The organism is Bacillus sp. S2(2019) (genome assembly GCF_005144805.1).
GTDB lineage: Bacteria > Bacillota > Bacilli > Bacillales > Bacillaceae > Bacillus > Bacillus altitudinis.
The window spans coordinates 836,755-859,893 of sequence record NZ_SWFL01000003.1 but is presented as its reverse complement, the minus strand read 5'-3'; the positions used below and the strand labels follow the sequence as shown (position 1 = coordinate 859,893).

General features: G+C 42.2%; 15 protein-coding genes. 7 read left to right on the top strand and 8 right to left on the bottom strand.

Annotated elements, in window-relative coordinates; all coding sequences use genetic code 11:
- Positions 1–13: 13 nt before the first annotated feature.
- Positions 14–4,585, bottom strand: a complete 4,572-nt coding sequence (gltB, locus tag FBF75_RS14735; RefSeq protein ID WP_017367413.1) for a glutamate synthase large subunit — start codon at positions 4,583–4,585, stop codon at positions 14–16.
- A 153-nt stretch (positions 4,586–4,738) separates the two neighbouring features.
- Here gltB and gltC point away from each other — a divergent pair, with 153 nt between their 5' ends.
- From gltC to FBF75_RS14720, 3 genes are all read left to right on the top strand, one after another.
- Positions 4,739–5,641, top strand: coding sequence for a glutamate biosynthesis transcriptional regulator GltC (gene gltC / locus FBF75_RS14730; protein ID WP_008346581.1), 903 nt, complete (start codon positions 4,739–4,741; stop codon positions 5,639–5,641).
- Between the two features lie 94 nt (positions 5,642–5,735).
- Positions 5,736–7,469 (top strand): ABC transporter ATP-binding protein, encoded by a 1,734-nt coding sequence (locus tag FBF75_RS14725; RefSeq protein WP_017367414.1) that lies wholly within the window; start codon positions 5,736–5,738, stop codon positions 7,467–7,469.
- Positions 7,466–9,295, top strand: coding sequence for an ABC transporter ATP-binding protein (locus FBF75_RS14720; RefSeq protein WP_017367415.1), 1,830 nt, complete (start codon positions 7,466–7,468; stop codon positions 9,293–9,295). Before FBF75_RS14725 ends, FBF75_RS14720 begins: the two co-directional genes overlap by 4 nt.
- Before the next feature lie 59 nt (positions 9,296–9,354).
- Here FBF75_RS14720 and FBF75_RS14715 read toward each other — a convergent pair whose 3' ends face one another.
- The gene (locus FBF75_RS14715) at positions 9,355–10,176 is read right to left on the bottom strand and encodes a MerR family transcriptional regulator (protein WP_017367416.1); all 822 of its coding nucleotides are present in this window, start codon (positions 10,174–10,176) and stop codon (positions 9,355–9,357) included.
- A gap of 88 nt (positions 10,177–10,264) precedes the next feature.
- Here FBF75_RS14715 and FBF75_RS14710 point away from each other — a divergent pair, with 88 nt between their 5' ends.
- Complete coding sequence (locus FBF75_RS14710; protein WP_017367417.1) at positions 10,265–10,834, top strand: GNAT family N-acetyltransferase; 570 nt, start codon at positions 10,265–10,267, stop codon at positions 10,832–10,834.
- Positions 10,835–11,015: 181 nt separating this feature from the next.
- Here the strand turns inward: FBF75_RS14710 and FBF75_RS14705 are convergent, their stop codons facing one another.
- From FBF75_RS14705 to proC, 3 genes are read right to left on the bottom strand one after another with little or no spacing between them, the layout of a single operon-like run.
- Positions 11,016–12,284, bottom strand: coding sequence for a glutamate-5-semialdehyde dehydrogenase (locus FBF75_RS14705; RefSeq protein ID WP_017367419.1), 1,269 nt, complete (start codon positions 12,282–12,284; stop codon positions 11,016–11,018).
- An 18-nt stretch (positions 12,285–12,302) separates the two neighbouring features.
- On the bottom strand, positions 12,303–13,421 hold the full coding sequence (gene proB, locus FBF75_RS14700) for a glutamate 5-kinase (protein WP_019743320.1): 1,119 nt from the start codon (positions 13,419–13,421) through the stop codon (positions 12,303–12,305).
- A 27-nt stretch (positions 13,422–13,448) separates the two neighbouring features.
- Positions 13,449–14,246: a pyrroline-5-carboxylate reductase gene (gene proC, locus FBF75_RS14695; RefSeq protein ID WP_019743319.1), complete on the bottom strand. Its 798-nt coding sequence runs from the start codon at positions 14,244–14,246 to the stop codon at positions 13,449–13,451.
- Positions 14,247–14,715: 469 nt separating this feature from the next.
- On the opposite strand from proC, the gene FBF75_RS14690 reads away from it, so the two are divergent.
- Together FBF75_RS14690 and FBF75_RS14685 are read left to right on the top strand one after the other, a co-directional pair.
- The gene (locus tag FBF75_RS14690; RefSeq protein WP_035391784.1) at positions 14,716–15,912 is read left to right on the top strand and encodes a cytochrome P450; all 1,197 of its coding nucleotides are present in this window, start codon (positions 14,716–14,718) and stop codon (positions 15,910–15,912) included.
- Between the two features lie 118 nt (positions 15,913–16,030).
- Complete coding sequence (locus FBF75_RS14685; protein WP_136944873.1) at positions 16,031–18,070, top strand: molybdopterin oxidoreductase family protein; 2,040 nt, start codon at positions 16,031–16,033, stop codon at positions 18,068–18,070.
- A 46-nt stretch (positions 18,071–18,116) separates the two neighbouring features.
- Here FBF75_RS14685 and FBF75_RS14680 read toward each other — a convergent pair whose 3' ends face one another.
- The 3 genes from FBF75_RS14680 to xylA all read right to left on the bottom strand — a co-directional run bounded on the left by FBF75_RS14680 (position 18,117) and on the right by xylA (position 21,762).
- Complete coding sequence (locus FBF75_RS14680; RefSeq protein ID WP_007500674.1) at positions 18,117–18,803, bottom strand: glycoside hydrolase family 11 protein; 687 nt, start codon at positions 18,801–18,803, stop codon at positions 18,117–18,119.
- Between the two features lie 94 nt (positions 18,804–18,897).
- Positions 18,898–20,391 carry a xylulokinase gene (gene xylB / locus FBF75_RS14675; protein ID WP_136944872.1) on the bottom strand — a complete coding sequence of 498 codons (1,494 nt, stop codon included), beginning with the start codon at positions 20,389–20,391 and terminating at the stop codon, positions 18,898–18,900.
- 33 nt (positions 20,392–20,424) lie between these two features.
- Positions 20,425–21,762, bottom strand: a complete 1,338-nt coding sequence (gene xylA, locus FBF75_RS14670) for a xylose isomerase (RefSeq protein WP_048002881.1) — start codon at positions 21,760–21,762, stop codon at positions 20,425–20,427.
- A 213-nt stretch (positions 21,763–21,975) separates the two neighbouring features.
- On the opposite strand from xylA, the gene xylR reads away from it, so the two are divergent.
- On the top strand, positions 21,976–23,136 hold the full coding sequence (gene xylR, locus FBF75_RS14665) for a transcriptional repressor XylR (RefSeq protein WP_136944871.1): 1,161 nt from the start codon (positions 21,976–21,978) through the stop codon (positions 23,134–23,136).
- Positions 23,137–23,139 lie beyond the last annotated feature (3 nt).

The window sequence follows — 23,139 nt, the reverse complement described above, 5'->3', positions numbered from 1 at the left end:
CCTCTCCCCTTTCTTAATGAGCGACGGCTGCTTTTTGCCCGTTTGCCGTTTCTTTATTTTTCGGTTTTGTGTTTGCTTCAAATGCGAACATAACAGCTTCCTCGTGGCTGAGGCCTGCTTGTTTTTGTTCCTCAATGCTTTGAAGCATCATTTTGTAATTTCTCGGAATGATCTTAATGAATTGATTCTTTTCTTGTGCCCAGTTCTCTAGAAGCGCTGCTGCTTTTGAGCTGTTTGTATAATCAAGGTGTTCCTGAATCATTTGCTTCACTTCTTGTTCTTCTTCGTGATCTGTGAGTTTTTCAAACATGATCATTTCCATGTTACACATTCTTTTGAACTGTTTTGCATCGGATGTATGCACATAAGCGATACCGCCAGACATCCCTGCGCCAAAGTTCTTCCCAACGTCACCTAAAATGACAACACGTCCGCCAGTCATGTATTCACAGCCGTGATCACCGATTCCTTCAACGACCACATTGACACCTGAATTACGAACGGCAAATCGTTCACCTGCACGACCGTTAATATACGCTTTTCCGCTTGTCGCGCCGTAAAATGCAACGTTACCGACAATCACGTTCTCATGTCCATTTTGTACAAAGTGATCAGATGTTTTGACAGCAATTTTGCCTCCAGAGAGTCCTTTGCCGATATAGTCATTTGAGTCACCTGTTAAATATAAAGACATCCCCTTTGGAACAAATGCGCCGAAGCTTTGTCCAGCTGAACCAGTGAACCGAAGTGTGATCGTATCCTCTGGCAGACCTTCTTCTCCGTAGCGCTTAGACACTTCACTGCCCGTAATCGTTCCAGCTACACGGTGAATGTTGCGAATGTTTAGTGACAGATCAACCGGTGTTTGATGATCGAGCGCTTCCTGTACATAAGGGAGAATCTCATTCATATCCAGTGATTCATCAATTTTATGATTTTGCGGCGTTCTGAATGTGCGTGGTCCCTCTGGCTGATATAGCAGGGTTTCAAGGTTCAGCTGTCCTGCTTTCCAGTGTGCTTTTGCTCTTTCACTTACTGATAAGACATCCGTACGCCCAATCAATTCATCCATTGATGTAAAGCCAAGTTCAGCTAAAATTTCTCTTACTTCCTCTGCAATAAACATCATGAAGTTGACAATGTGATCAGGGTCACCCATGAATTTTTTGCGAAGTTCTGGGTTTTGAGTAGCGACTCCGACTGGGCAAGTATCTAAATGACATGCTCTCATCATGACGCATCCTAATACGACAAGTGGAGCTGTCGCAAAGCCGTATTCTTCTGCTCCTAAAATCGCAGCCATGACAACGTCGCGTCCTGTCATTAATTTGCCATCCGTTTCAAGAACGACTCGCTCTCGAAGGCCGTTTAAGACAAGGGTTTGATGCGCTTCTGCCAATCCAAGCTCCCAAGGAAGTCCTGTATGTTTAATACTTGTTTTCGGAGAAGCTCCAGTACCGCCATCATATCCACTAATTACGATGACATCCGCTGTCCCTTTTGCAACACCTGCTGCAATCGTTCCAACGCCAGCTTTAGAAACTAGCTTGACACTGATGCGTGCGTCACGGTTTGCGTTTTTCAAATCATGGATCAATTGAGCCAAATCCTCGATTGAATAAATATCATGGTGAGGCGGTGGTGAGATTAGGCCAACACCTGGCGTAGAACCACGTACGTCTGCGACCCAAGGATATACTTTATTCCCTGGCAGTTGTCCGCCTTCTCCAGGCTTTGCACCTTGCGCCATTTTAATTTGCAGTTCATCTGCATTGACTAAATAATGACTTTTCACACCAAAGCGGCCAGAAGCAATCTGTTTAATTGCACTTCTGCGATCATCCCCGTGCTCATCTACTGTGAAGCGTGCAGGGTCTTCCCCGCCTTCTCCGCTGTTGCTTTTGCCGCCAATTCGGTTCATCGCAATCGCTAGTGCTTCATGCGCTTCTTTACTTAATGAACCAAATGACATCGCACCTGTCTTAAAGCGGCGTACAATGGATTCAGCAGATTCAACTTCTTCCAGACGAACTGGCTTTTGTTTTGAACGAAAAGCAAATAGATTTCTAAGGAAACCAATTCGTTCTTCATCCGCTGCCTTCGTATATTGCTTAAATAAATCATAATCTTCGTTGCGGCATGCCCACTGAAGGGTATGAATGGTTTTTGGGTTAAAGGCATGATGCTCTCCATTTTTTCTCCACTGGAATTCACTGCCTGATTCTAGCGTTTGATCAGTTGATGCCTGATACCCAGCCTCATGACGAAGCTTTGCTTCACTTGCAATGGTGTCAAGATCAATACCGCCTAACTGCGAAGCTGTTCCTGTGAAATACGCCTGGATGACATCTTCACTAATACCGACTGCTTCAAAAATTTGTGCGCCTCGATAGCTTTGGACAGTGGAAATTCCCACTTTAGACATTACTTTAACTACGCCCTCAGTCACACTTTTCCCAAACTTTGTGACAGCTTCATCAAAGCTAATCGCAATCGCTTCTTCAGCAATAAGCTGTTTGTATGTTTCGTAAACGAGGTACGGATGGATCGCATCTGCGCCGTAGCCAATCAGTGCGGCAAAATGATGAACCTCTCTTACTTCTCCAGATTCGACGATTAAGCTCACCTTTGTTCGTAAGCCTTGACGCACAAGATGCTGATGAAGTGCACTCAATGCAAGAAGTGGTGGAATCGGCACTTTTTCTTCTGTCATGTCACGATCAGAAAGAATTAGTAAAGATACCCCTTCACGAATGGCTTTTTCTGCCTCTTCAAACATCGCATCAAGACCGCGTTTTAGGTCATCAGTGAAAAGTGTATGAATCGTTTTGCTTTTAAAGGCGTTATGAACAATCGTTTTCAAGCCGTTGAACTGCCCGCTTGTTAAAACGGGTGTATAAAGTTTAATTCTTCGGCATGAATATTCATTTGGATGTAAAATATCTCCCTCAGCACCTAACCAAGTCATGGTCGATGTGACAAGCTGCTCACGAATGGCATCAATTGGCGGGTTCGTCACTTGAGCAAACAGCTGTTTGAAATAAGAAAACAGCGACTGCGCACGATCTGATAACACAGCAAGCGGTGTATCACTTCCCATCGAGCCTATTGGGTCCTTGCCTTCTTCTAGTAAAGGAATTAAATACTTTTGAATGTCTTCGTACGTATAATGGAAAGCACGCTGACGCGTTAACAAATCACTCATTATACTAGAATTTTCTGAATTTTCTTCCGAGCGATTGACGTGAACCATTTCTTCATCGAGCCATTTTTGATAAGGAAGTTCATTCGCAATCGAAGATTTCACTTCTTCATCAGAAATAATGCGTCCTTCTTCTAAATCGATTAACAGCATTTTACCTGGTTCAAGACGGTCTTTATACTTCACATCTTCTTCATTCGTGTCGATGACGCCAACTTCAGATGAGAAAATGATATGATCGTCATTTGTCACGTAGTATCTCGCGGGTCTTAATCCGTTACGATCTAAGATGGCGCCGATTTGTTTACCATCCGTAAACGAAATCGCTGTTGGGCCATCCCATGGCTCCATTAACGAACTATGGTATTCATAAAATGCCCGTTTCTCTTTTGACATGTGCGTATTCTCCGTCCACGGCTCAGGAATCAGCATCATCGCTGTATGAGCAGGAGTACGCCCTGCAAGCACGAAAAATTCAAAGGCATTGTCTAAAATGGATGAATCACTTCCGTCTGCATTCAGCACTGGCAAAATCTTGTCTAGATCTTCTCCGAAGGCTTCAGACACGAATTGTTGTTCTCTTGCTCTCATCCAATTGATGTTTCCTCTTAATGTGTTAATTTCTCCGTTATGAATTAAGTAACGGTTTGGATGCGCTCGTTCCCATGTCGGGAATGTATTTGTACTAAATCTTGAATGAACGAGTGAAAATGCAGAAACAAATGTTTCATCCTGTAGATCAAGATAAAAAGCATCAACTTGATCTGATGTTAAAAGCCCCTTATATACGATGGTTTGACTCGACAGGCTGACAAAGTAAAATTGTTTTTCCTCTGCTGTTCCCCAGTTTTCAGCCTGCTTACGGATGACGTATAATTTTCGTTCAAATGACAAACGGTCTGTTATGTTGTCGTTTGCTCCGATGAACACTTGCCGGACAACCGGACAGCTCTTCGCTGCAACCGTTCCAATTTTCCCAGCATCAACAGGAACCGTTCTCCAGCCAATTAATGTTTGCCCTTCTTGTTTAATGAAGCCGTTGATCTTTTGTTCGATCGCTTGACGCGTTTTGGCATCATCATCTTTTGAAAAGAACACCATTCCTACCCCGTAACGGCCCTTTTCAGGAAGTGCAAGGTCTTGACAGTTCTTTCTAAAAAAAGCGTCTGGCAGTTGTACCATTAAACCGGCACCATCACCTGTATACGGATCACTGCCTTGCCCGCCGCGGTGATCAAGCTGGCACAGCATTTGCAATCCCTTTTTGACGATACTATGTGTCGCCTCCCCTTTTAAATGGGCGTACAGTCCGATTCCACATGCATCATGTTCAAATTCAGGACGGTAGAGACCTTGTGGTTGTGGTAGTTGATTATAAGTCATCGTTTCTCTCCCCCGTTTAAAAGATCCGTTTTTTCACAGTAATAAAATCTCACAAACTCTGTAACTTATTTTAAGTTTTCAAATTAATATAAACAATATATAATTTAGATCAAAACAATCTCTTTTTGAGATAGATGGGTGTGAAGTGCAAAAATGGAGCTTCGTCAATTACGTTATTTTGTAGAAGTTGCTGACCGTGAACACGTGTCAGAAGCGGCTGAAAACTTACACGTTGCCCAATCTGCCATCAGCCGGCAGATTGCCAATTTAGAAGAAGAACTTGGAGTGGCTTTATTCGAACGAGAAGGACGAAATATCAAATTAACGAAAATCGGCAGACAATTTTTGGACCATGTCAGAACCGCCCTAAAAGCGATAGATTACGCCAAAGAACAAATTGATGAATACTTAGACCCTCACAAAGGGACAGTGAACATTGGATTTCCTACAAGTCTAGCAAGCCAAGTGCTCCCTTCTGTCATTTCCGCATTTAAGCTGGAATATCCAGAGGTCGATTTTTTACTTCGGCAAGGTTCCTATAAGTTTCTGATTGAAGCTGTCAAAAATCGAGACATTGATCTTGCCTTTTTAGGACCCGTCCCGACAAACGATCCTCAAATAGAAGGAAATATCTTGTTTTCCGAAAGCATTTATGCCCTTTTACCGGTTAGCCACCCCTTTAGCGGACAAAGGAGCATTCATTTAAGTGATTTAAGAAAGGATCATTTCGTGTTATTTCCTGAAGGGTATGTGCTGAGACAAATTGCGGTTGATGCTTGCAAGCAGGCAGGCTATGAGCCTACCATTTCATCTGAAGGAGAAGATTTGGATGCCATAAAAGGTCTCGTATCGGCAGGAATGGGTGTTACCTTATTACCCGAAAGTGCCTTTTATGAAACAACACCGCGATTTACAGTGAAAATTCCCATTGATTTCCCTCAAGTGAGAAGAACGGTCGGAATTATTGCTTCTAAATCGAGAGAGATGTCTCCTTCTGCCCATGATTTTTATATGTTTGTAAAGGACTTCTTTTCAAAAATTGAACAATATAAATAATTCATTAAAACAAGACATTTCATTTGTAGAAATAATCCCTCTTTGTATATGATGAGTTACAGAACAACAGACTATATGGAAGAAAGGTAATCGTATGAAATCAATTTTATCGTTTTTAAAGCCCTATCGGCTATCCGTTGTGTCCATTGTGATTCTCACCTTTTTAAGCAGTATGCTCCAGCTGTATTTACCAACTTTGACAGCAGATATCGTTGATGTCGGGATCGTCCAAGGAGATGTCGCTTATATATGGAAGGTTGGGGGCTGGATGGTGGCTTGTTCTTTACTTGCCATCTTACTCACAATTTGGAAGTCCTACTTGTCATCTAAGACGGCTCTAGGCTTCGGGCGTGATATGAGAAGACAGCTATTTGTGCATGTCGAACAATTTTCATTAGAAGAATTTCAAAAAATCGGGACATCTTCCTTTATTACAAGATCCACAAATGATGTGAAACAAGTTCAAGATGTCACGATCATGATCTTACAAATGATGACACGGGCGCCTCTTATGCTCGTTGGTGGAATTATTTTGGCTATATCTAGAGATGCTGTGTTATCTCTCATCTTTTTAGCAGCTCTCCCCCTTCTTGGCGGGTTCATTTATTTGGTGTCAAGAAAAGCGATCCCCCTCTTTGGACAGCTTCAGAAAAAAACGGACCGTCTGAACTTGATTATGAGAGAGTCGCTTTCAGGCATTCGGGTCATTCGTGCGTTTAACCGAGTAGATGACGAAAAGGAACGTTTTCAAGAAGCCAATACATCGTATAAGGATACTGGCCTTAAGGTCAATCGATTAATGGCGTACTTGTTCCCTTTTATGCTCATTATCATGAACTTCACGAATATCGGCATTGTCTGGATTGGCGCTAATCGGATTGATGCCGGACAGATGGAAGTCGGGAATCTGATCGCCTTCATTCAATATGCGATGATGATTTTAATGGCACTCATTATGCTGTCTATGAGTTTTATTATGGTGCCTAGAGCTCAGGCATCAGCTAAACGGATGAATGAAGTGTTAAATCTAGAACCAAGAATTAAAGACAAAAAAGAGGCTGTCACTAAACTTGATCAGCCAGCCCAGTCCATTCGCTTTGAGAATGTGTCATTTTATTATTCAAATGCTGAAAAACCAGCCGTTCAAGACATGACGTTTGAAGCCAAAAAGGGTGAAACGACGTCGATCATCGGCAGTACAGGTTCCGGGAAAACGACCCTTCTTCAGCTGATGACACGTTTTTATGAAGCCACAGAAGGAAAAATTACATTAGATGGTGTCGATATTAGAGAATTGCCTCAAGAGAAACTGAGAAGTCAGATGGGTTATGTTTCTCAAAAAGCCATTTTATTTAGCGGAACCATTGCTGATAATGTGCGCTTTGGCAAACGAGATGCAACAGATGACGAGATTTGGCAGGCACTGCGGACGGCACAGGCCGAAGGATTTGTTTTGCAAAAAGATGGCGGAATTCACGCAGAGATAGACCAAGGGGGTTCGAATCTCTCTGGCGGTCAAAAACAACGTCTTTCGATCGCAAGAGCACTCGTAAGAAAACCTGCATTCTACCTGTTTGACGATAGCTTCTCTGCCCTTGATTACAAAACGGATGCAAAACTTCGGTCAGCGCTAGAAGCTGAAAAAGAGCATGCTGCTTTGATTATTGTGGCTCAAAGAATCAGCACAGTGAAGCATAGCGATAAAATCATTGTGTTAGATGATGGAAAAATAGCAGGTATCGGTACACATGAACAGTTACTGAAAGATAACCTTGTCTATCAAGAAATAGTCGCATCACAGGAAGGTCAGGAGGTGGAGCAAGGATGAGTAAAAAAATGTCTTCTGGAATGGGACATAAAGGCGGTCACCCAAGGGGCCCAGTACAAAAACCGAAAGAATTTAAAAAAACACTTCTTCGTTTAACGGGCTATTTAAAACCGAGGAAATTTCAGCTGATCATTGTCCTGATTGCAGCGATCGGTTCAACCGTTTTTAATGTTGTCAGTCCAAAATTACTTGGGGATGCCACCTCTTCCCTATTTGAAAGTTTTACACAAGGAACTGGCGTTCAATTCGATGTCATTTCACGCATTTTATTGCTGCTTGTTCTATTATATGTCGTAGCATCTCTCTTCTCATTCGTGCAGCAATATGTAATGGCGGGTGTCTCGCAGCAGACTATTGCTGAATTAAGGCAAGAAGCAAATGACAAGCTCACACGTCTCCCCCTTCGTTATTTTGATAAAACAACACATGGAGACACGCTGAGCCGGGTGATGAACGACATTGATAATATTAATACTTCTTTACAGCAGGCACTCACGCAAGTGATCACATCTGTCATTACAGTCATTGGAATTGTCGTCATGATGCTTTTCATCAGTCCGCTGCTGACGCTGCTTGTTTGTTTGACGCTGCCTCTTAGTTTGTTTGCGATTCGAGGCATTACATCATTTTCGCAAAAGCATTTTAAAGCACAGCAAAAAGAACTAGGGATGATCAATGGACATATTAATGAAATGTTCACAGGACATCAGACGGTTCGTGCGTATGGCTATGAAAAGAAAGCCATTGATACATTTGATCAATTAAACGAACAACTATATGAATCTTCAAGAAAAGCACAATTTATCTCCGGCTTAATGATGCCGATGATGACCTTTATTGGGAATCTTGGCTATGTGGCGGTAAGTGTTGCTGGCGGAATTCTTGTCATTAATGGGAATATTCGTGTTGGGGATGTGCAAGCATTTATCCAATACACACAACAAATGTCGCAGCCACTTGTGCAAGCATCCAGTGTTGCAAACTTAGTTCAATCTGCTATCGCTTCTGCTGAACGGGTGTTTGAAATTCTAGATGAGGAAGAAGAACATGCGCAAGAAGATGCAGCGATTGATCTTAAATCCCTTTCCGGAGATGTGGCCTTTGAGCACGTTCACTTCGGTTATGAGAAAGATCAACCCATTATTAAAGATTTGAATTTACAAGTCCGAGAAGGACAAACGGTGGCCATTGTTGGGCCAACAGGCGCTGGAAAAACAACGATTATTAATCTGTTAATGCGCTTTTACGAGCTAGATCAAGGCTCCATTCGCATTGGCGGCGTAAAAACAACCGACCTCAGCCGAGAGCAAGTGCGTGACTTATTTGCGATGGTTCTTCAGGATACATGGCTCTTTGAAGGCACAATTTATGACAACATCGCATATGGCAGACCAAATGTTTCAAAAGAGGATGTGTTGAAGGCCGCTAAACATGCCTATGCAGACGATTTCATCCGCACCCTTCCAGATGGATATGACACACTCTTAACAGAAGATGCCGGCAACCTCTCACAAGGTCAGCGTCAACTGTTAACCATCGCCCGTGCCATCTTATCTGATCCGAAGATATTAATCTTAGATGAAGCAACAAGCAGTGTCGATACACGGACAGAGATGCATATTCAAAAAGCGATGAATCAACTAATGAACGGCAGAACAAGCTTCGTCATTGCACATCGACTTTCAACGATTAAAGATGCCGATCTCATTTTAGTCATGAAAGATGGCACGATCATTGAAAAAGGAACTCATCGTGAGCTTTTGAAAGAAAAAGGCTTTTATGCCGACCTCTATATGAGTCAATTTGCCGAAAACCAAGTCGGTTAAACAGCACCAAAAAGGATAGACAGCATGTGAAAATGCCTGTCTATCCTTTTTGTGATGCCTTAAGCTTCCCGTTTTCTGACTTTCACACTAAGTTTCGTCATGTAATCCGCTTCATTTTTAGACATCAGAGAATGAAGTAAATACTCCTCAAAGACATCACCATCCAGTATCATATCCTCTGCTTCGATTCGATCTAATAAACGTGAATAGGCAGTCTCCATCTCTTCATATGTTCCTTGTTGATACATGACTGCATATAGACCCGCAGGCTTTTTGACTGCATCCGGCCCTTCCATTCGGCAAAACAGCCTATCAGATTGATGATAATGACGCTGCAAAAACTGCTCCTTGTTTAAAACAGAACCATTTGCCGCGGCACCTTTAATACCAATCCCTTTCAGAAATTCTCCTACAATTCGAGAAATTTCTTCTATAGGTGTGTTTGAATCAATCGGGTTTGATGTACTAAGGACGATCGGTTCTTCTGGCAGTTCTTGAAACAAGACCTCCCCTGTTTTCACTGATGATAATTCATTCGTTGTCTCGATCACACGAAAAAGAAAAGATTGAATATCCTGTAGTTTTTGGATCTCCTCCCCGACCTTTTCTGCTTGCTCAACCGCAAGACTTTGCAATTTATCCTGAGAAGGCTCAGTAAAGTATTGTTTTAATTGTTTGATCGGAAATTGAACAGCACGAAGAGATTGAATGGCCATGAAATGATCAAACTGTTCAAATGTATAATAACGGTACCCATTTTCCTGAACACCTGCCGGCTTAAACAAATCGATCTTATCATAATAGAGCAGTGTATCTTTTTTCACTTCAAATAATGCCGCAAATTCTCCAGTTAAAAATGTTTTTTGAACATCGCTCATCATTTTTAGGGCTCCTTTCTTGACTATGGAGTTACTCCATCCTTTATGATAACATGCAGAAACACCACATATGTGGAGAAAGGATTTACACATGAACAAAATCGCACAAGATCAAGTCACATTATCACTTGCAAATCAAGAAGACTTCCCTTTGATGAAAAAAGAACTGCAAGATGCTTTCACAGCTGGCATCATTGATGCATTTGGCGATGCAGAAGGTAGACCAATTCCTCCTGATGAGTCGATTGATGAATCTTTTTATTCGACTGAGAACCTTGTCTATCATATTTTACTAAACGGTCAAAAGGCAGGAGGGGTTGTTTTAAAAATCAACCCTCTCACACACCGCAATTCGGTGGACCTGTTATATATCTCTTCATCATCTCACAGCCGAGGCATTGGTCAGGCAGCATGGAAAGCCATTGAGGCGCAATATCCAGAAACGAAGGTGTGGGAAGTTGTCACTCCTTATTTTGAAAAGCGCAACATTCATTTTTATGTGAACAAATGCGGGTTTCAGATTGTTGAGTTTTATCACTTGCACCATCCAGATCCGAGCTTGCCTCATGAGAACGATCAAGAAAATGACCCTTTAGCGCCTGAGACATTTGAATTTTTCAAATTTGAGAAAGTCATGAAAAAAGACCGTTCAAGTTCATAAAAAAACTAGATTGTTGACAAAGGGCTAAAATGGACTTCATTTTAGCCCTTTGTCTTCTTTTTCAAGAGTTGTCAGTGCTTCAGCATCGTTTCCATGTCGTTCCCCTTTTTTCTCTCTTCTTTTCTCATACACTAAAAAAACACTACCCCAAGTTAGAAAGGTAGTGTTCGTTACATTCATTCTAGCTTCTAATCTGACCATCACCAGATAGAAGCAGCTTTGTTGTTGTCAGTGCAGGAAGTCCCATTGGCCCTCTTGCGTGCAGTTTTTGAGTAGAAATGCCAATTTCAGCGCCATATCCTAGTGCACCGCCATCTGTAAAACGTGTAGATGCGTTATGATAAACAGCGGCCGCATCGACTTCGTTTAGAAAGATTTGTGCGTTTTTTTCATCCTCTGTTACGATGGCTTCTGAATGTTTCGTTCCGTACTGATCAATGTGGTGAATGGCGTCCTCAATTGAGTCAACGACTTTCACCGCAAGATCAAGACTTAAATACTCATCTGTCCAATCCACTTCCTCCGCAGGAACCGCTTCGGAAAAGAAGGATTGAGCGTCTTGATCTCCATGCACAGTGACTTGGTGCTGAAGCAGTGCTTCATTCAATGCTGCACCATTTTCTTTCAGCCAATCGCGATGAACGATCAGAGTCTCAAGCGCATTACAAACGGCCGGACGATTTGTTTTCGCATTGATGACAATCTGAATGGCTTTTTCTACATTCGCTGTTTGATCAATAAAGATATGGCAGTTCCCTGTCCCTGTTTCAAGAACTGGAATGGTCGATTCTTCTACAACTGTTTTGATTAAAGAAGCCCCGCCTCTCGGAATTAAAACATCAATCCACTCTTTTAGATGAAACATCGCTTGAACCGATGAACGGTCTGTTTGTTCAATAAACTGTACCGCATCACGAGGGATCTTTGTTTGATCCAATGCTTCATGAATGACGCGGACGATGGCTTTGTTGGAAGAAATAGCGGAGGAACCGCCTTTTAAAATCACTGAGTTGCCTGCCTTAAGGGCAAGCCCTGCTGCATCGACAGTGACATTCGGTCTCGCTTCATAGATCATCCCGATCACGCCGAGCGGTACTCTTCGGCTTTTCACATGTAAGCCGTTCTCAAGAGTCCATTCATCCAATATTTCTCCAACAGGATCTGTTAATCTCGTCACAAGCCGCAAACTTTCCGCAAACTCATGAATTCTCTCTTCATTTAACATTAATCGATCCATTAATGCTTCAGAGAAGCCCTTTTCTTTTCCTGCCTCTAAATCCTTTTGATTTTCCTGTAAAATAAAATCACTTTGCTGTTCGAGTGTTTCTGCTATTTTCAGCAGCGCCTCATTTTTTTCCTCTGTTTGAAGTAAACCTAGTTTTTTTGATACGTGCTTTGCTTTTTTCGCTTTTTCTTTGACCGTTGTGACAACTTCAGCTGTCAGTGTCATGAAATTCCTCCCTTATAATTAGCAAACTGGTATTGATAAATCTAAATGACAAACAAATGCTTCAAGATCTACGACATGCACCACTTCATCCTGTAGCAAGTCACCGTTCAGTGCGAGTTCGTCGGACGCATAATTGACAATGCCAAGCCCTATTTCTCTTTCATCTTGATCTAAAATACGGACAACATCGCCTTTTTTAAACGAACCCTTTACATCGACTATGCCGTCAGAATCCAGACTTTTCTCACGATGCATGAGAAGCTCCTGTGTTTTCTCTTGAACAACGATTTCGCCTTTTGGGCCAGAATGAAAAGCAATCCACTGTTTTTTATAATTCAGCGGCGCTAAATTTTCGTCAGCTGTAAAATAAGTGCCGTCCTCTGTCCCATTAATGGCTTTGTCTAAAATGTGAGGCGTATCGGCTTTTCCCAAAAAGCCATTGATGCCTGCGGCCATTGAAATTTTAAAAGCATCGAGTTTTGATTTCATTCCGCCTGTGCCAACGCTGCTTCCCGCATCTCCAGCGGCTGCTTCGATGTCTTCTGTAATTTCTGTGACTTCTAGAATTCTCTTCGCATTCGGGTTTGTATGAGGGTTATCTTCATACAAGCCGTCAATATCAGATAAAATAGCGAGGAAATCCGCATCAATCAGTCCAGCTACTTTTGCAGACAATGTATCATTATCTCCAAACTTCAAACGATTGATCGTCACTGTATCATTTTCATTAATAATCGGGATGATCCCTCGATCTAATAACACATTCATTGTATTTCGCACATTTTGATAGCGCGTTTCATCTGAAAAATCGCTTCTTGTAATTAATAGCTGTGAAGCAATATAACCGTGCGATAAAAATAAAGTAGAATATGACTCCATTAAAAGCCCTTGCCCTATTGAGGCAGACGCCTGTTTTTCTGGCAGTGTTTTCGGTCTATCAATAAATCCTAATTTTCGGTAACCAGCTGCAACCGCACCAGATGAGACCAAAATGACTTCGTGTCCTTCATCTTTGAGTTTTACAATTTGATTGACGAGGTTTTCTAGTTTTTTTAAACTAATCTCACCTTGAAAGCTAGTAAGAGAGCTGCTTCCGATTTTCACAACAATTCGTTTTCTCTCTTTATCTGCGTACACCTTATCACTCCTGTATTGAGGCTCTATTTATATCGTTACTTTTTGTTTTTGCTGTTCACTTATTTCTTTTGATCGATTGGCGGCATGTTTGACGGCCTGCTTGATGGCTTCTCCTCCGCCAAAATCATCTAATGCATCTAGTCCTGCAGCCGTTGTTCCATTAGGTGACGTAATTTTTTCTCTGAGGACAGAAGGATTTTCAGCTGTTTCTTGCAGCATCTTCGCTGCACCGAGAAGTGTCTGTGTACCGATTTGACGGGACATTTCTTTTGATAAGCCAGCTTCTTCTCCAGCCTCTTCGATTCTTTCCATTAAGAAATAAAAATAAGCTGGACCGCTTCCGGCAATTCCTGTGAAAATATCCATTTGCTCTTCCTGAATGGTATACACTTCTCCCATTTCAGATAAAAGAGCCCGACTCATGCTTACATGTTCATTTTTCACATCACGTCCAGCAGATAAAGCGGTCGCCGACGCCCCAATCGTACTTGACGTATTTGGCATTACTCGCATAACAGGCTGCCCTTCATGCAGCATGTCTTCAATATACGATGATTTCACACCTGCAAGTACAGACAGGATGAGCTGATCTTTCTGAATATGAGGTTTTAATGATTCAAGTGCTGTTTCAGCATCCTTTGGCTTCATTGCCAGGATCAACATATCCATTTCTTCAAAAGGAAATGAATCCATTGTGGCTGTTTGGATTCCGTAGCGTTTCGTTAGTTCGTTTAATCGCTGCTTATTTTGCTTGTTTGTTGCGTAAATTTGGCTGAGAGGCATCTGACCTGATCGCACAATACCTGCAATCATTCCTTCCGCCATAGAACCTGCTCCAATGAAAGCAACTTTCTTTTGATCAATGATATTGATCCTCTCCCTTGTTCGCTTTTTGTTCGTGTTTTTCGCACGTTAGTTATCGTAACATGATGAGAAATCGTGTCAAGAAAGAGCCAGCGCTTTTCAAAAGTCCCGAATACACGCTGAACAGCTTGCGGTATGTATGTTAGCCGTGTTTTTTAAAATCATCAATTTAGATCAAAGGAACTATACAGATTTGAATCATAGTACCCTTTCGTTCGACTGAATTCACCATTTTATTTTTGGTTTCGGTGACTTCAATTCTAGTTTTTAGAAAGCGCTATCATTTTGATGACTTTCTATTTTCCTATAGGATGAATGTGTTTGAATCTTTCGATTAGACTATTGACATATTTTAGAAAACATGTCCGTTGAAATGCGTTTTTCGTGGTGATACCGTGAAAGGGAATCAAGAGAAAAAGGAGCGTTCATAATGAAAGTAAAAGAAAATTACGTCAATGTCATCCCAATGAAAGAAATCCGATCTACAGATGACCTTCTTTTCCCATTCCCTATCTACAATGAATTAAGATCGCAGGGTGATATTCGATACGATGAAACGAGAAAGTGCTGGGATCTCTTTCGATATGCTGATATTCAGTCCGTTCTGAAGCAGCCAAAAGTGTTTTCATCACAGCGAGGAAGAAGTACATCTAAAACGAGTATTTTAACAATGGACCCTCCAAAACATACCAAAATGAGAGCACTCGTCAATAAAGCCTTCACGCCAAAAGCGATCAAACAAATAGAAGAAAAGATCAAAGACTTGACCCATGATCTATTACATCAAGTAAAGGATCAACGAACCTTCGATATTGTGCAAGATCTGGCCGCTCCCCTACCTGTCATGATCATCGCCGAGCTTCTCGGTGCAGAAGTGAAAGACAGAGAGCTGATCAAAAAACATTCAGATGCTCTAGTTGCAGGAGCCAAAGATGATTCAAAAGAAGCTATTCAAGCCGTTGTCGACATGCAAAAACAAGCAGAAAAAGAGCTGTCAGCGTACTTTGCTCATTTGATCCAAAAACGAAAAGAAACGCCAGCCGATGATTTAATCTCCCTTCTCATCCAAGCGGAAATTGACGGTGAGCGTTTATCAGAAAATGAACTACTTGGCTTTTGTATACTCTTACTCGTTGCTGGTAATGAAACAACAACGAATTTAATCACAAATGCAGTACGACTTTTAACAGAACAGCCGCATATCGCCGAATCAGTGAGGAAAGACCTGTCTCTCATTCCTCAATTGACAGAAGAAACGCTACGCTATTATCCGCCTGTTCAAGCGATTGGGCGAGTTGCAGCAGAGGATGTTCAGATTGCCGGTTCTCACATTGAAAAAGGAGACTATCTCATCAGCTGGGTGGCATCTGCGAATCGTGATGAACGGAAGTTTGACGATCCAGATACGTTTCGTCTTGACAGAAAATCAAATCCACATTTGAGCTTTGGCTTCGGCATCCATTTTTGTCTTGGTGCCCCTCTCGCCCGGCTTGAGGCTCATCTAGCACTTGAGATTTTACTCCGTACGTTTCGAGAAATCACCTGTACGGCAGATCAGCTGAAACCAATTCAAAGCACGTTTGTGTTTGGGGTCAAAGAATTCCCTGTGCAGGTCACCCGCTTTTAAAAGTCCCTTTCATTAGGGGCTTTTTTTCATATGCTTATCCTTACCTTCCTCGTCTGAACATGCTAAAATAAAGTCCATATGTACAGTGATCACGGAATTCGGAAAGGAAGCTAAACGTATGACCGATTACACAGCAATGAAAGACGGAATATTCAAATCAGTTTGTTCGTTAGATTGCCCTGACCAGTGCGGTCTTTTAATCCATAAAGAGAACGGAAAGATCGTTAAAGTTCAAGGAGACCCAGATCATCCAGTCACTCAAGGAAACATTTGCAATAAAGTGCGGAATGTCACAGCTCGTTTATATGATGAAAAACGTCTGACAACGCCATTAAAACGTGTAGGTCAAAAAGGTGACCGGCAATTTGCACCAATTACGTGGGAAGAAGCGATTGAAACCATTCGTCAAAAATGGACAAAGCTGATCGAAGAAAAAGGACCAGAAAGCATTTTGCCTTACAGCTTCTATGGGAATATGGGGAATCTTAATGCAGAAGGAATGGACCGCCGCTTTTTCTATCGACTTGGCTCAAGTCAGCTAGACCGAACCATTTGTCAGTCAGCCGGAACAACTGGGTATAAATATACAATGGGCGCAAGCATCGGGACAGACCCAGAAGAGACCATTCATACGAAACTATTTATCTTTTGGGGCATCAATGCGGTTTCAACCAATATGCATCAAATCACGTTGGCACAAAAAGCTCGAAAGCAAGGGGCTAAAATTGTCGTCATTGATGTGCACAAAAACCAAACGGGCCGGATGGCAGATTGGTTCATTCCGCTTCGCCCTGGCACTGACAGTGCGCTAACTCTTGGGATCATGCATGTCCTTTTTAAAGAAGACCGCACAGATGCGTCATTTTTAGAGACTTACACGGTCGGTCACAATGAACTTCGCGAGCATGTGAAGCAGTATGATCCAGAAACGGTTGAACAAATCACGGGTGTCCCGAAAGAAGACATCATCACACTTGCGAGAATGTACGCAGAGACAACGCCGTCTCTCATTCGTATTGGCAATGGGCTACAGCATCACGATAATGGCGGCATGAGTATTCGAACCATCTCCTGCCTCCCTGCCCTCACCGGTCAATGGCTGCACAAAGGCGGCGGTGCGATGAAATCGAACTCTTCTTTTCTTAGTTATAATGAAACCGCTCTTCAGCGACCGGAATTATTAAAGGAACGCGAACCTAGAACATTTAATATGAATCAGCTTGGCAGCGTGTTAACGAACGCAGAACCTTCAATTGATTCTCTTTTTGTCTACTCTTGCAACCCGGCTGTTGTGACACCTGAAGCAAATAAAGTAAGAGACGGTTTGATGCGGGAAGACTTATTTACGGTTGTCCATGACTTGTTCATGACAGAGACAGCCACTTATGCGGATATTGTTCTGCCAGCGACATCTGCCTTTGAAAACGAGGATTTTTATACTTCTTACTGGCATCATTACATTCAAATTCAAGAACCTGTTATAGAACGTTATGGAGAAAGCAAATCAAACACTGAAGTGTTTCGTCTTTTGGCTCATGCGATGGGCTTTGAAGATGAAGCCTTTAAAGAGACAGATGCGGAACTAATGGAACAAGCTCTTCATCATCCTGAAAACCCGCACTATGAAAACATTTCATATCAAGCGTTAAAAGAGAAAAAGTGGATCAAAGCAAAACGAGGGCCTTTCGAAGATTTAAAGCTCCCTACCCCAAGCGGGAAAATTGAACTTTACTCTGAACAAATGAAAAAAGATGGATATCCAGCCCTTCCAACCTATGTACCTTTATTCAAGGAAAGTGATTATCCACTAACGTTTATACCGGGACCAAACCATAATTTTCTTAATTCCACCTTCTCTCTTCATGAGAAGCATCAAAAGCTTGAGAAATTTCCGAAGCTTCATATGAATGAACAAGATGCAAAAGAAAGACAGATTGAAGATGGGGACATGGTTCGTGTGCTGAATGATCGAGGAGAATGCGAGCTGATCGTGTCAGTCGGACAAAATGTGTTATCTGGTGTTGTTGTCAGTCAGGGATTATGGGCAGACCAAAAAGGCAAAAAACATTTGGTGAATGGCCTCACACCTGATCGTTTGGCAGATATGGGCGGTGGTGCGACGTTCTTTTCCGGCAGAGTCGAAGTTGAAAAATTATGATAGAAAGAGCCAGGAGTTTTGCTCCCGGCTCTTTTCTTTGACTTTTTTAGTTGCCAATAAACAGCTGATTGGTCATCACATTTGCACTTCCGCTGCTTTGGTAGCCTTCTACAGTAAATGCCGTTTCATACATTTTCCCCATTGGCATCCCTAAGCTTTCCCATTTTCTAAAATGCGCACTGACGGAGACCGTTCCGCTTGTACGTTTCGTTTGACGTACACTCCAATATTGCTTGAAGGTTGCGATCCCGATAATGGAAGGCTGATTGACACGGGTTGTTTCATAAATGTCATATGTGCCTCCATCAGCATAAAATGATCCTTTATACGCTCCTGTTGGACGATACGTGCCCCATGAATCAACAATGTAATATTCTGCTAATGGAGATTGTGTCCAGCCATAGACACATAGATAGGAATTCCCGCCTGGGTTAAAACTTGCGTTGTAATTGATGGAGATGTTGCCAAGCTGATGGTGAGTTCTAGTGGAATCAAACTTTTTCCCTTTTCTAAATAAAGCATTTCCGATATTGTTCCAGCCTGCACTAAATGCCCCGCCGTTATTGAGTGTCATCGAGGTATTTCCATAATCCTTCCATAATTCATAATCGTACCCGCTATGGTTACCCATTTCATTATTCGTAATGGTTCTCGCATGGGCTGGTACAGCCGTCAGTATAAGCGTCAGTCCAATACACATCACAAACAACAGTCTTAATTTTCTCAAATTCATCGTCCATTCCTCTCCTTTTTCATCCTTTTGATTCTGTCATCTCTAAGATGAAACGAATTCATCACCTCCTTTCATGCCCCCACTCACTGCTAGATTATCGATACTTTGCTAGACCCGCATGAATGTCTCTTGTGTATGTATAAATGCTTTGATACAAACGAAAGAGATGATCATATACATCGACATGCTGTTGATTTGGTGTAAATACGGCCGCTTGATGAATAAACTGATCCGCGCACGCCTCAAGTGACTCGTACCAGCCGCATCCAACTGCTGCAAGCATCGCTGCACCTAACGCGGGCCCTTGCTCATTTTCAAGCTGAATCACTTCAGCTTGAAAAATGTCTGCCTGCATTTGAAGCCATGTATGACTTCTCGCACCTCCACCAATGGACACAATAGCATCTATTCTTTTTCCGGCCTGCCTGAATAAAGCGATCGATTCATTTAATGAAAAAGTGATTCCTTCAAGCACAGCTCTAACCATATGCGCTTTTTCATGCCGGCTGTCTAATCCAATGAAGCTTCCACGAATGACTGAATCTGCATGAGGCGTTCTTTCCCCAACTAAATATGGCGTAAATAGCAATCCATTTGCGCCAGGCGCTATATCCTTTGCTCCGGCTAAAAGGGCTTTAAACGAATCATTTGGAGCAAGTAAAGATTTAATCCAATCGAGGCTATAACCTGCTGACAAAGTGACTCCCATTGTATAAAAAGCGTCTTTTTTTGCATGATGGAACAAATGCAAGTTTCCATTCAGCTCTCTGTTATGATTTTCTTCATAGGAAAGAATGACACCTGATGTGCCAATGCTGCATAGTGTGTGACCTGATGATAAAATGCCGGCACCAATGGCACCGCAAGCATTATCCGCTCCACCCGCAAAAACCTTCACATCTTCTGTCATCCCGGTTGCCTTTGCGATCTGTGGCAAGAGTGTTCCAACCTCCGCCTCCGACGAAACGAGCGGCGGGCAAATACGAAGCGGAATATCAAAGGTTTTGCAAATCTCCTCACTCCATGTTTGTTCTCCAATATCCAACAGTAACGTACCAGCCGCATCAGAATAGTCCATATGAATAGCGCCGGTTAATCGATATCTGACATAATCTTTTGGAAGTAAAAACAAATGGATTCGTTGATCAATTTCTGGTTCGTGTTCCTTTACCCATAACAACTTTGGCAGTGTAAATCCTTCTAACGCCTGGTTTTTTGTGATCGCTTGCAGCCTGCCTCCTAGCTTTTCTGTCATGCGCACGCATTGCGGTGTTGTTCTTGTGTCATTCCACAAGATGGCAGGCCTGAGCACTTGAAGGGATTCATCCAATAAAACAAGTCCGTGCATTTGTCCAGAAAAACTGATGCCTTCTACTTGCCTTGACTGAACAGGCTTTCTCTCCATAAGTTCTGTCATCGCGGCCATCGTCTGCTCTACCCAGTCTTCAGGATTTTGCTCACAATAACCTGGTTTGCTTTGAATGAGGCGGTAAGATTTAGTTGTCTCGCAGCATACCTTCCCGCTCTCATCTACTAATATCGCTTTGACTCCGCTCGTTCCAAGATCAATTCCCATCACATACTTCATGTGTTCACTCCTTCAAAACATCCACCTGCTCCATTAATCTTCTAACAAATATTGATTTAATCTGGCTTTCAGCTGTTCCTCTCTGCCAGATTCGTTTCTGATGAGCGGATGTTTCAGTGCATATTCTTCTAATGTATGAAAGTTTGCCTTTCCTTCTGAAATCTCCCGTCCAATTCCTTCAGAAAAACTGCGGTACCGGTGCTTGATCACATCTTCAAACACACGGTCTTCTATGAGTCTATGAGCCACCCGCAGCCCTTTTGCGAATGCATCCATCCCCGCAATATGGGCATACAGAAGATCTTCCAGTTCAAAGGAGGCTCTTCTGACTTTTGCATCAAAATTGAGACCGCCTGTTCCAAGTCCGCCATTTTGCAAAATTTCATACATGGCGAGTGTTGTGGCATATAAATCCGTTGGGAATTCATCTGTGTCCCATCCTAGAAGGGAGTTTCCTTGGTTGGCATCAACGGAACCGAGCAGTCCATGAATTCTTGCTACACGCAGCTCATGCTCAAACGTATGACCCGCTAATGTCGCATGATTGGCCTCGATATTTAATTTAAAGTGTGAATCCAATCCATATTGTTTTAAAAAGGCGATCGATGTCGCTGCATCCGTATCATATTGATGAGTAGTCGGTTCCTTCGGCTTTGGCTCAATTAAAAATTGACCTGTAAATCCAATTTCTTTTGCATAATCGACCGCCATATGCAAAAAGGTCGCCAAATGGTCAAGCTCTCTTTTCATATCTGTATTCAGCAGTGTGTCGTAACCTTCTCGTCCTCCCCAGAAAACATAATTTTCTGCGCCGAGTTCCTTTGCTGTTTCGATGCCCTTTTTCACTTGTGCTGCTGCATAGGCAAATACATCTGCATGACAGGATGTCGCTGCACCGTGAACAAATCTTGGATGCTTAAACATATTAGCCGTGTTCCATAGAAGCCGAACCCCGCTTTGCTGCATGTAATCTTTCATTCTTTCTATGATGATGTCTAACTGCTGATTGGTCTCTTGAAGCGTGTCGCCCTCTGGTGCAATATCACGGTCATGGAATGAAAAATACGGAACATCCAATAGATCAAAGAGCTGAAAGGCCACTTCCAATCTAGCTTTCGCCAAATCCATTCCACTATAAGAATCCCAGGCCCTTTTCATCGTGCCAGTTCCAAACATGTCTGTTCCATCAGCAGTCAATGTATGCCAATAAGCGACGGAGAATCGCAGGTGATCTTTCATTGATTTTCCGCCAATCATTTCGCTCGGATCATAATATTTAAATGCGAATGGGTTCTTTGAATGTTTTCCTTCATATTGAATGTTGCCAATCCCTTGTAAACTACTTAACGAAGTCATATTTGATTTGACCATAAGTGATTCCCCCTATATATTCACTTAGTAAGTTGATTCAACAAACAAATGAACAAGTTGACCAACTAATCTCTTTGAATTTTCCATATTTTTTAGTTTTTTAGAAATATTTTCGTTATAATAAAGTGAAAAGCATGTTTTATAGAGAATAAACACGACAAAAAATGGCTTTTCTTCACTTAATCTAAAGACGAAACAAATGGAGTGGATACAATGGATATTGCGGATCAGAACTTTGTGAAAAAAATAAATCAAAAGCTATTGCTAAACGAAATTCTTCACCATGCACCAATTTCCAGAGCAAAATTATCTGAACGCACTGGGTTAAATAAATCGACCGTTTCTTCTCAAGTGAGTACTTTAATGAAAGAACATCTTGTTTATGAAATCGGTCAAGGCGAATCTAGCGGCGGAAGAAGACCCGTGCTCCTCATGTTTAATAAACGTGCAGGTTACTCTATGGGCATTGATGTCGGTGTTGATTATGTCAACGGCATTTTAACAGACCTTGAAGGGTCAATTATCCATAATGAGCAGCTCAAGCTCCCATCCAGCACACCTGATGTGACCGTCCGAATATTAATTGAATTGATTCAGCAGTTACGTTCACACATTCCTTCTTCTCCATACGGGCTGATTGGTATAGGCATTTGTATACCAGGTCTGGTCGATGCAGATGAGCAAATTGTGTTTACGCCTCATTCAAAATGGAAAAATGTCGATCTAAAAACAAGTCTCCAAGACACATTCCAAGTACCGGTTTTTATCGAGAATGAAGCAAATGCCGGTGCTTACGGTGAAAAAATCTTCGGTGCTGCTAAACATTATGACCATCTGATCTATGCAAGTATAGGCACTGGTATTGGAATAGGCATCATTATCAATCATCATTTATATAGAGGCACAAACGGTTTTTCTGGTGAAATGGGACATATGACGATCGACTTTAATGGACCGACATGTAGCTGCGGAAATCGTGGTTGCTGGGAACTGTATGCATCTGAGAAAGCACTGTTCCAATCGCTCCAAACAGATGGTCAGTCATTCACCTATCAAGATATTGAGCGGCTGGCGAAGTTAAATGATATGAAGACACTCAATGCCTTGCGTAACTTTGGCTTTTACATTGGGGTAGGTCTCACAAACGTTCTGCATACCTTCAACCCACAAGCCGTTATTTTACGAAACAAGGTCATTGAATCTGAGCAGGCCGTTCTAAGTGTCATTCAAGATGAAGTATCCTCTAGAATGGATGCACAATTCAGCTCACGGGTGGAGCTGCTCCCTTCGTCATTAGGACAAAACGCACCAGCCTTAGGGATGACATCTCTTGTCACTGAAGCTTTTTTGCGTGATGTCACGCCTTCACCATAATGG

Coding starts and splice junctions, on each gene's coding strand:
- FBF75_RS14680 (WP_007500674.1), bottom strand. CDS start 18,803: ATGAATTTGAGAAAATTAAGACTGTTGTTTGTGATGTGTATTGGACTG.
- xylA (WP_048002881.1), bottom strand. CDS start 21,762: ATGGTCAAATCAAATATGACTTCGTTAAGTAGTTTACAAGGGATTGGC.
- FBF75_RS14715 (WP_017367416.1), bottom strand. CDS start 10,176: ATGATGAGCGATGTTCAAAAAACATTTTTAACTGGAGAATTTGCGGCA.
- gltC (WP_008346581.1), top strand. CDS start 4,739: ATGGAGCTTCGTCAATTACGTTATTTTGTAGAAGTTGCTGACCGTGAA.
- proC (WP_019743319.1), bottom strand. CDS start 14,246: ATGGCGGAAGGAATGATTGCAGGTATTGTGCGATCAGGTCAGATGCCT.
- xylB (WP_136944872.1), bottom strand. CDS start 20,391: ATGAAGTATGTGATGGGAATTGATCTTGGAACGAGCGGAGTCAAAGCG.
- FBF75_RS14720 (WP_017367415.1), top strand. CDS start 7,466: ATGAGTAAAAAAATGTCTTCTGGAATGGGACATAAAGGCGGTCACCCA.
- FBF75_RS14725 (WP_017367414.1), top strand. CDS start 5,736: ATGAAATCAATTTTATCGTTTTTAAAGCCCTATCGGCTATCCGTTGTG.
- gltB (WP_017367413.1), bottom strand. CDS start 4,585: ATGACTTATAATCAACTACCACAACCACAAGGTCTCTACCGTCCTGAA.
- FBF75_RS14685 (WP_136944873.1), top strand. CDS start 16,031: ATGACCGATTACACAGCAATGAAAGACGGAATATTCAAATCAGTTTGT.
- FBF75_RS14705 (WP_017367419.1), bottom strand. CDS start 12,284: ATGACACTGACAGCTGAAGTTGTCACAACGGTCAAAGAAAAAGCGAAA.
- FBF75_RS14690 (WP_035391784.1), top strand. CDS start 14,716: ATGAAAGTAAAAGAAAATTACGTCAATGTCATCCCAATGAAAGAAATC.
- xylR (WP_136944871.1), top strand. CDS start 21,976: ATGGATATTGCGGATCAGAACTTTGTGAAAAAAATAAATCAAAAGCTA.
- FBF75_RS14710 (WP_017367417.1), top strand. CDS start 10,265: ATGAACAAAATCGCACAAGATCAAGTCACATTATCACTTGCAAATCAA.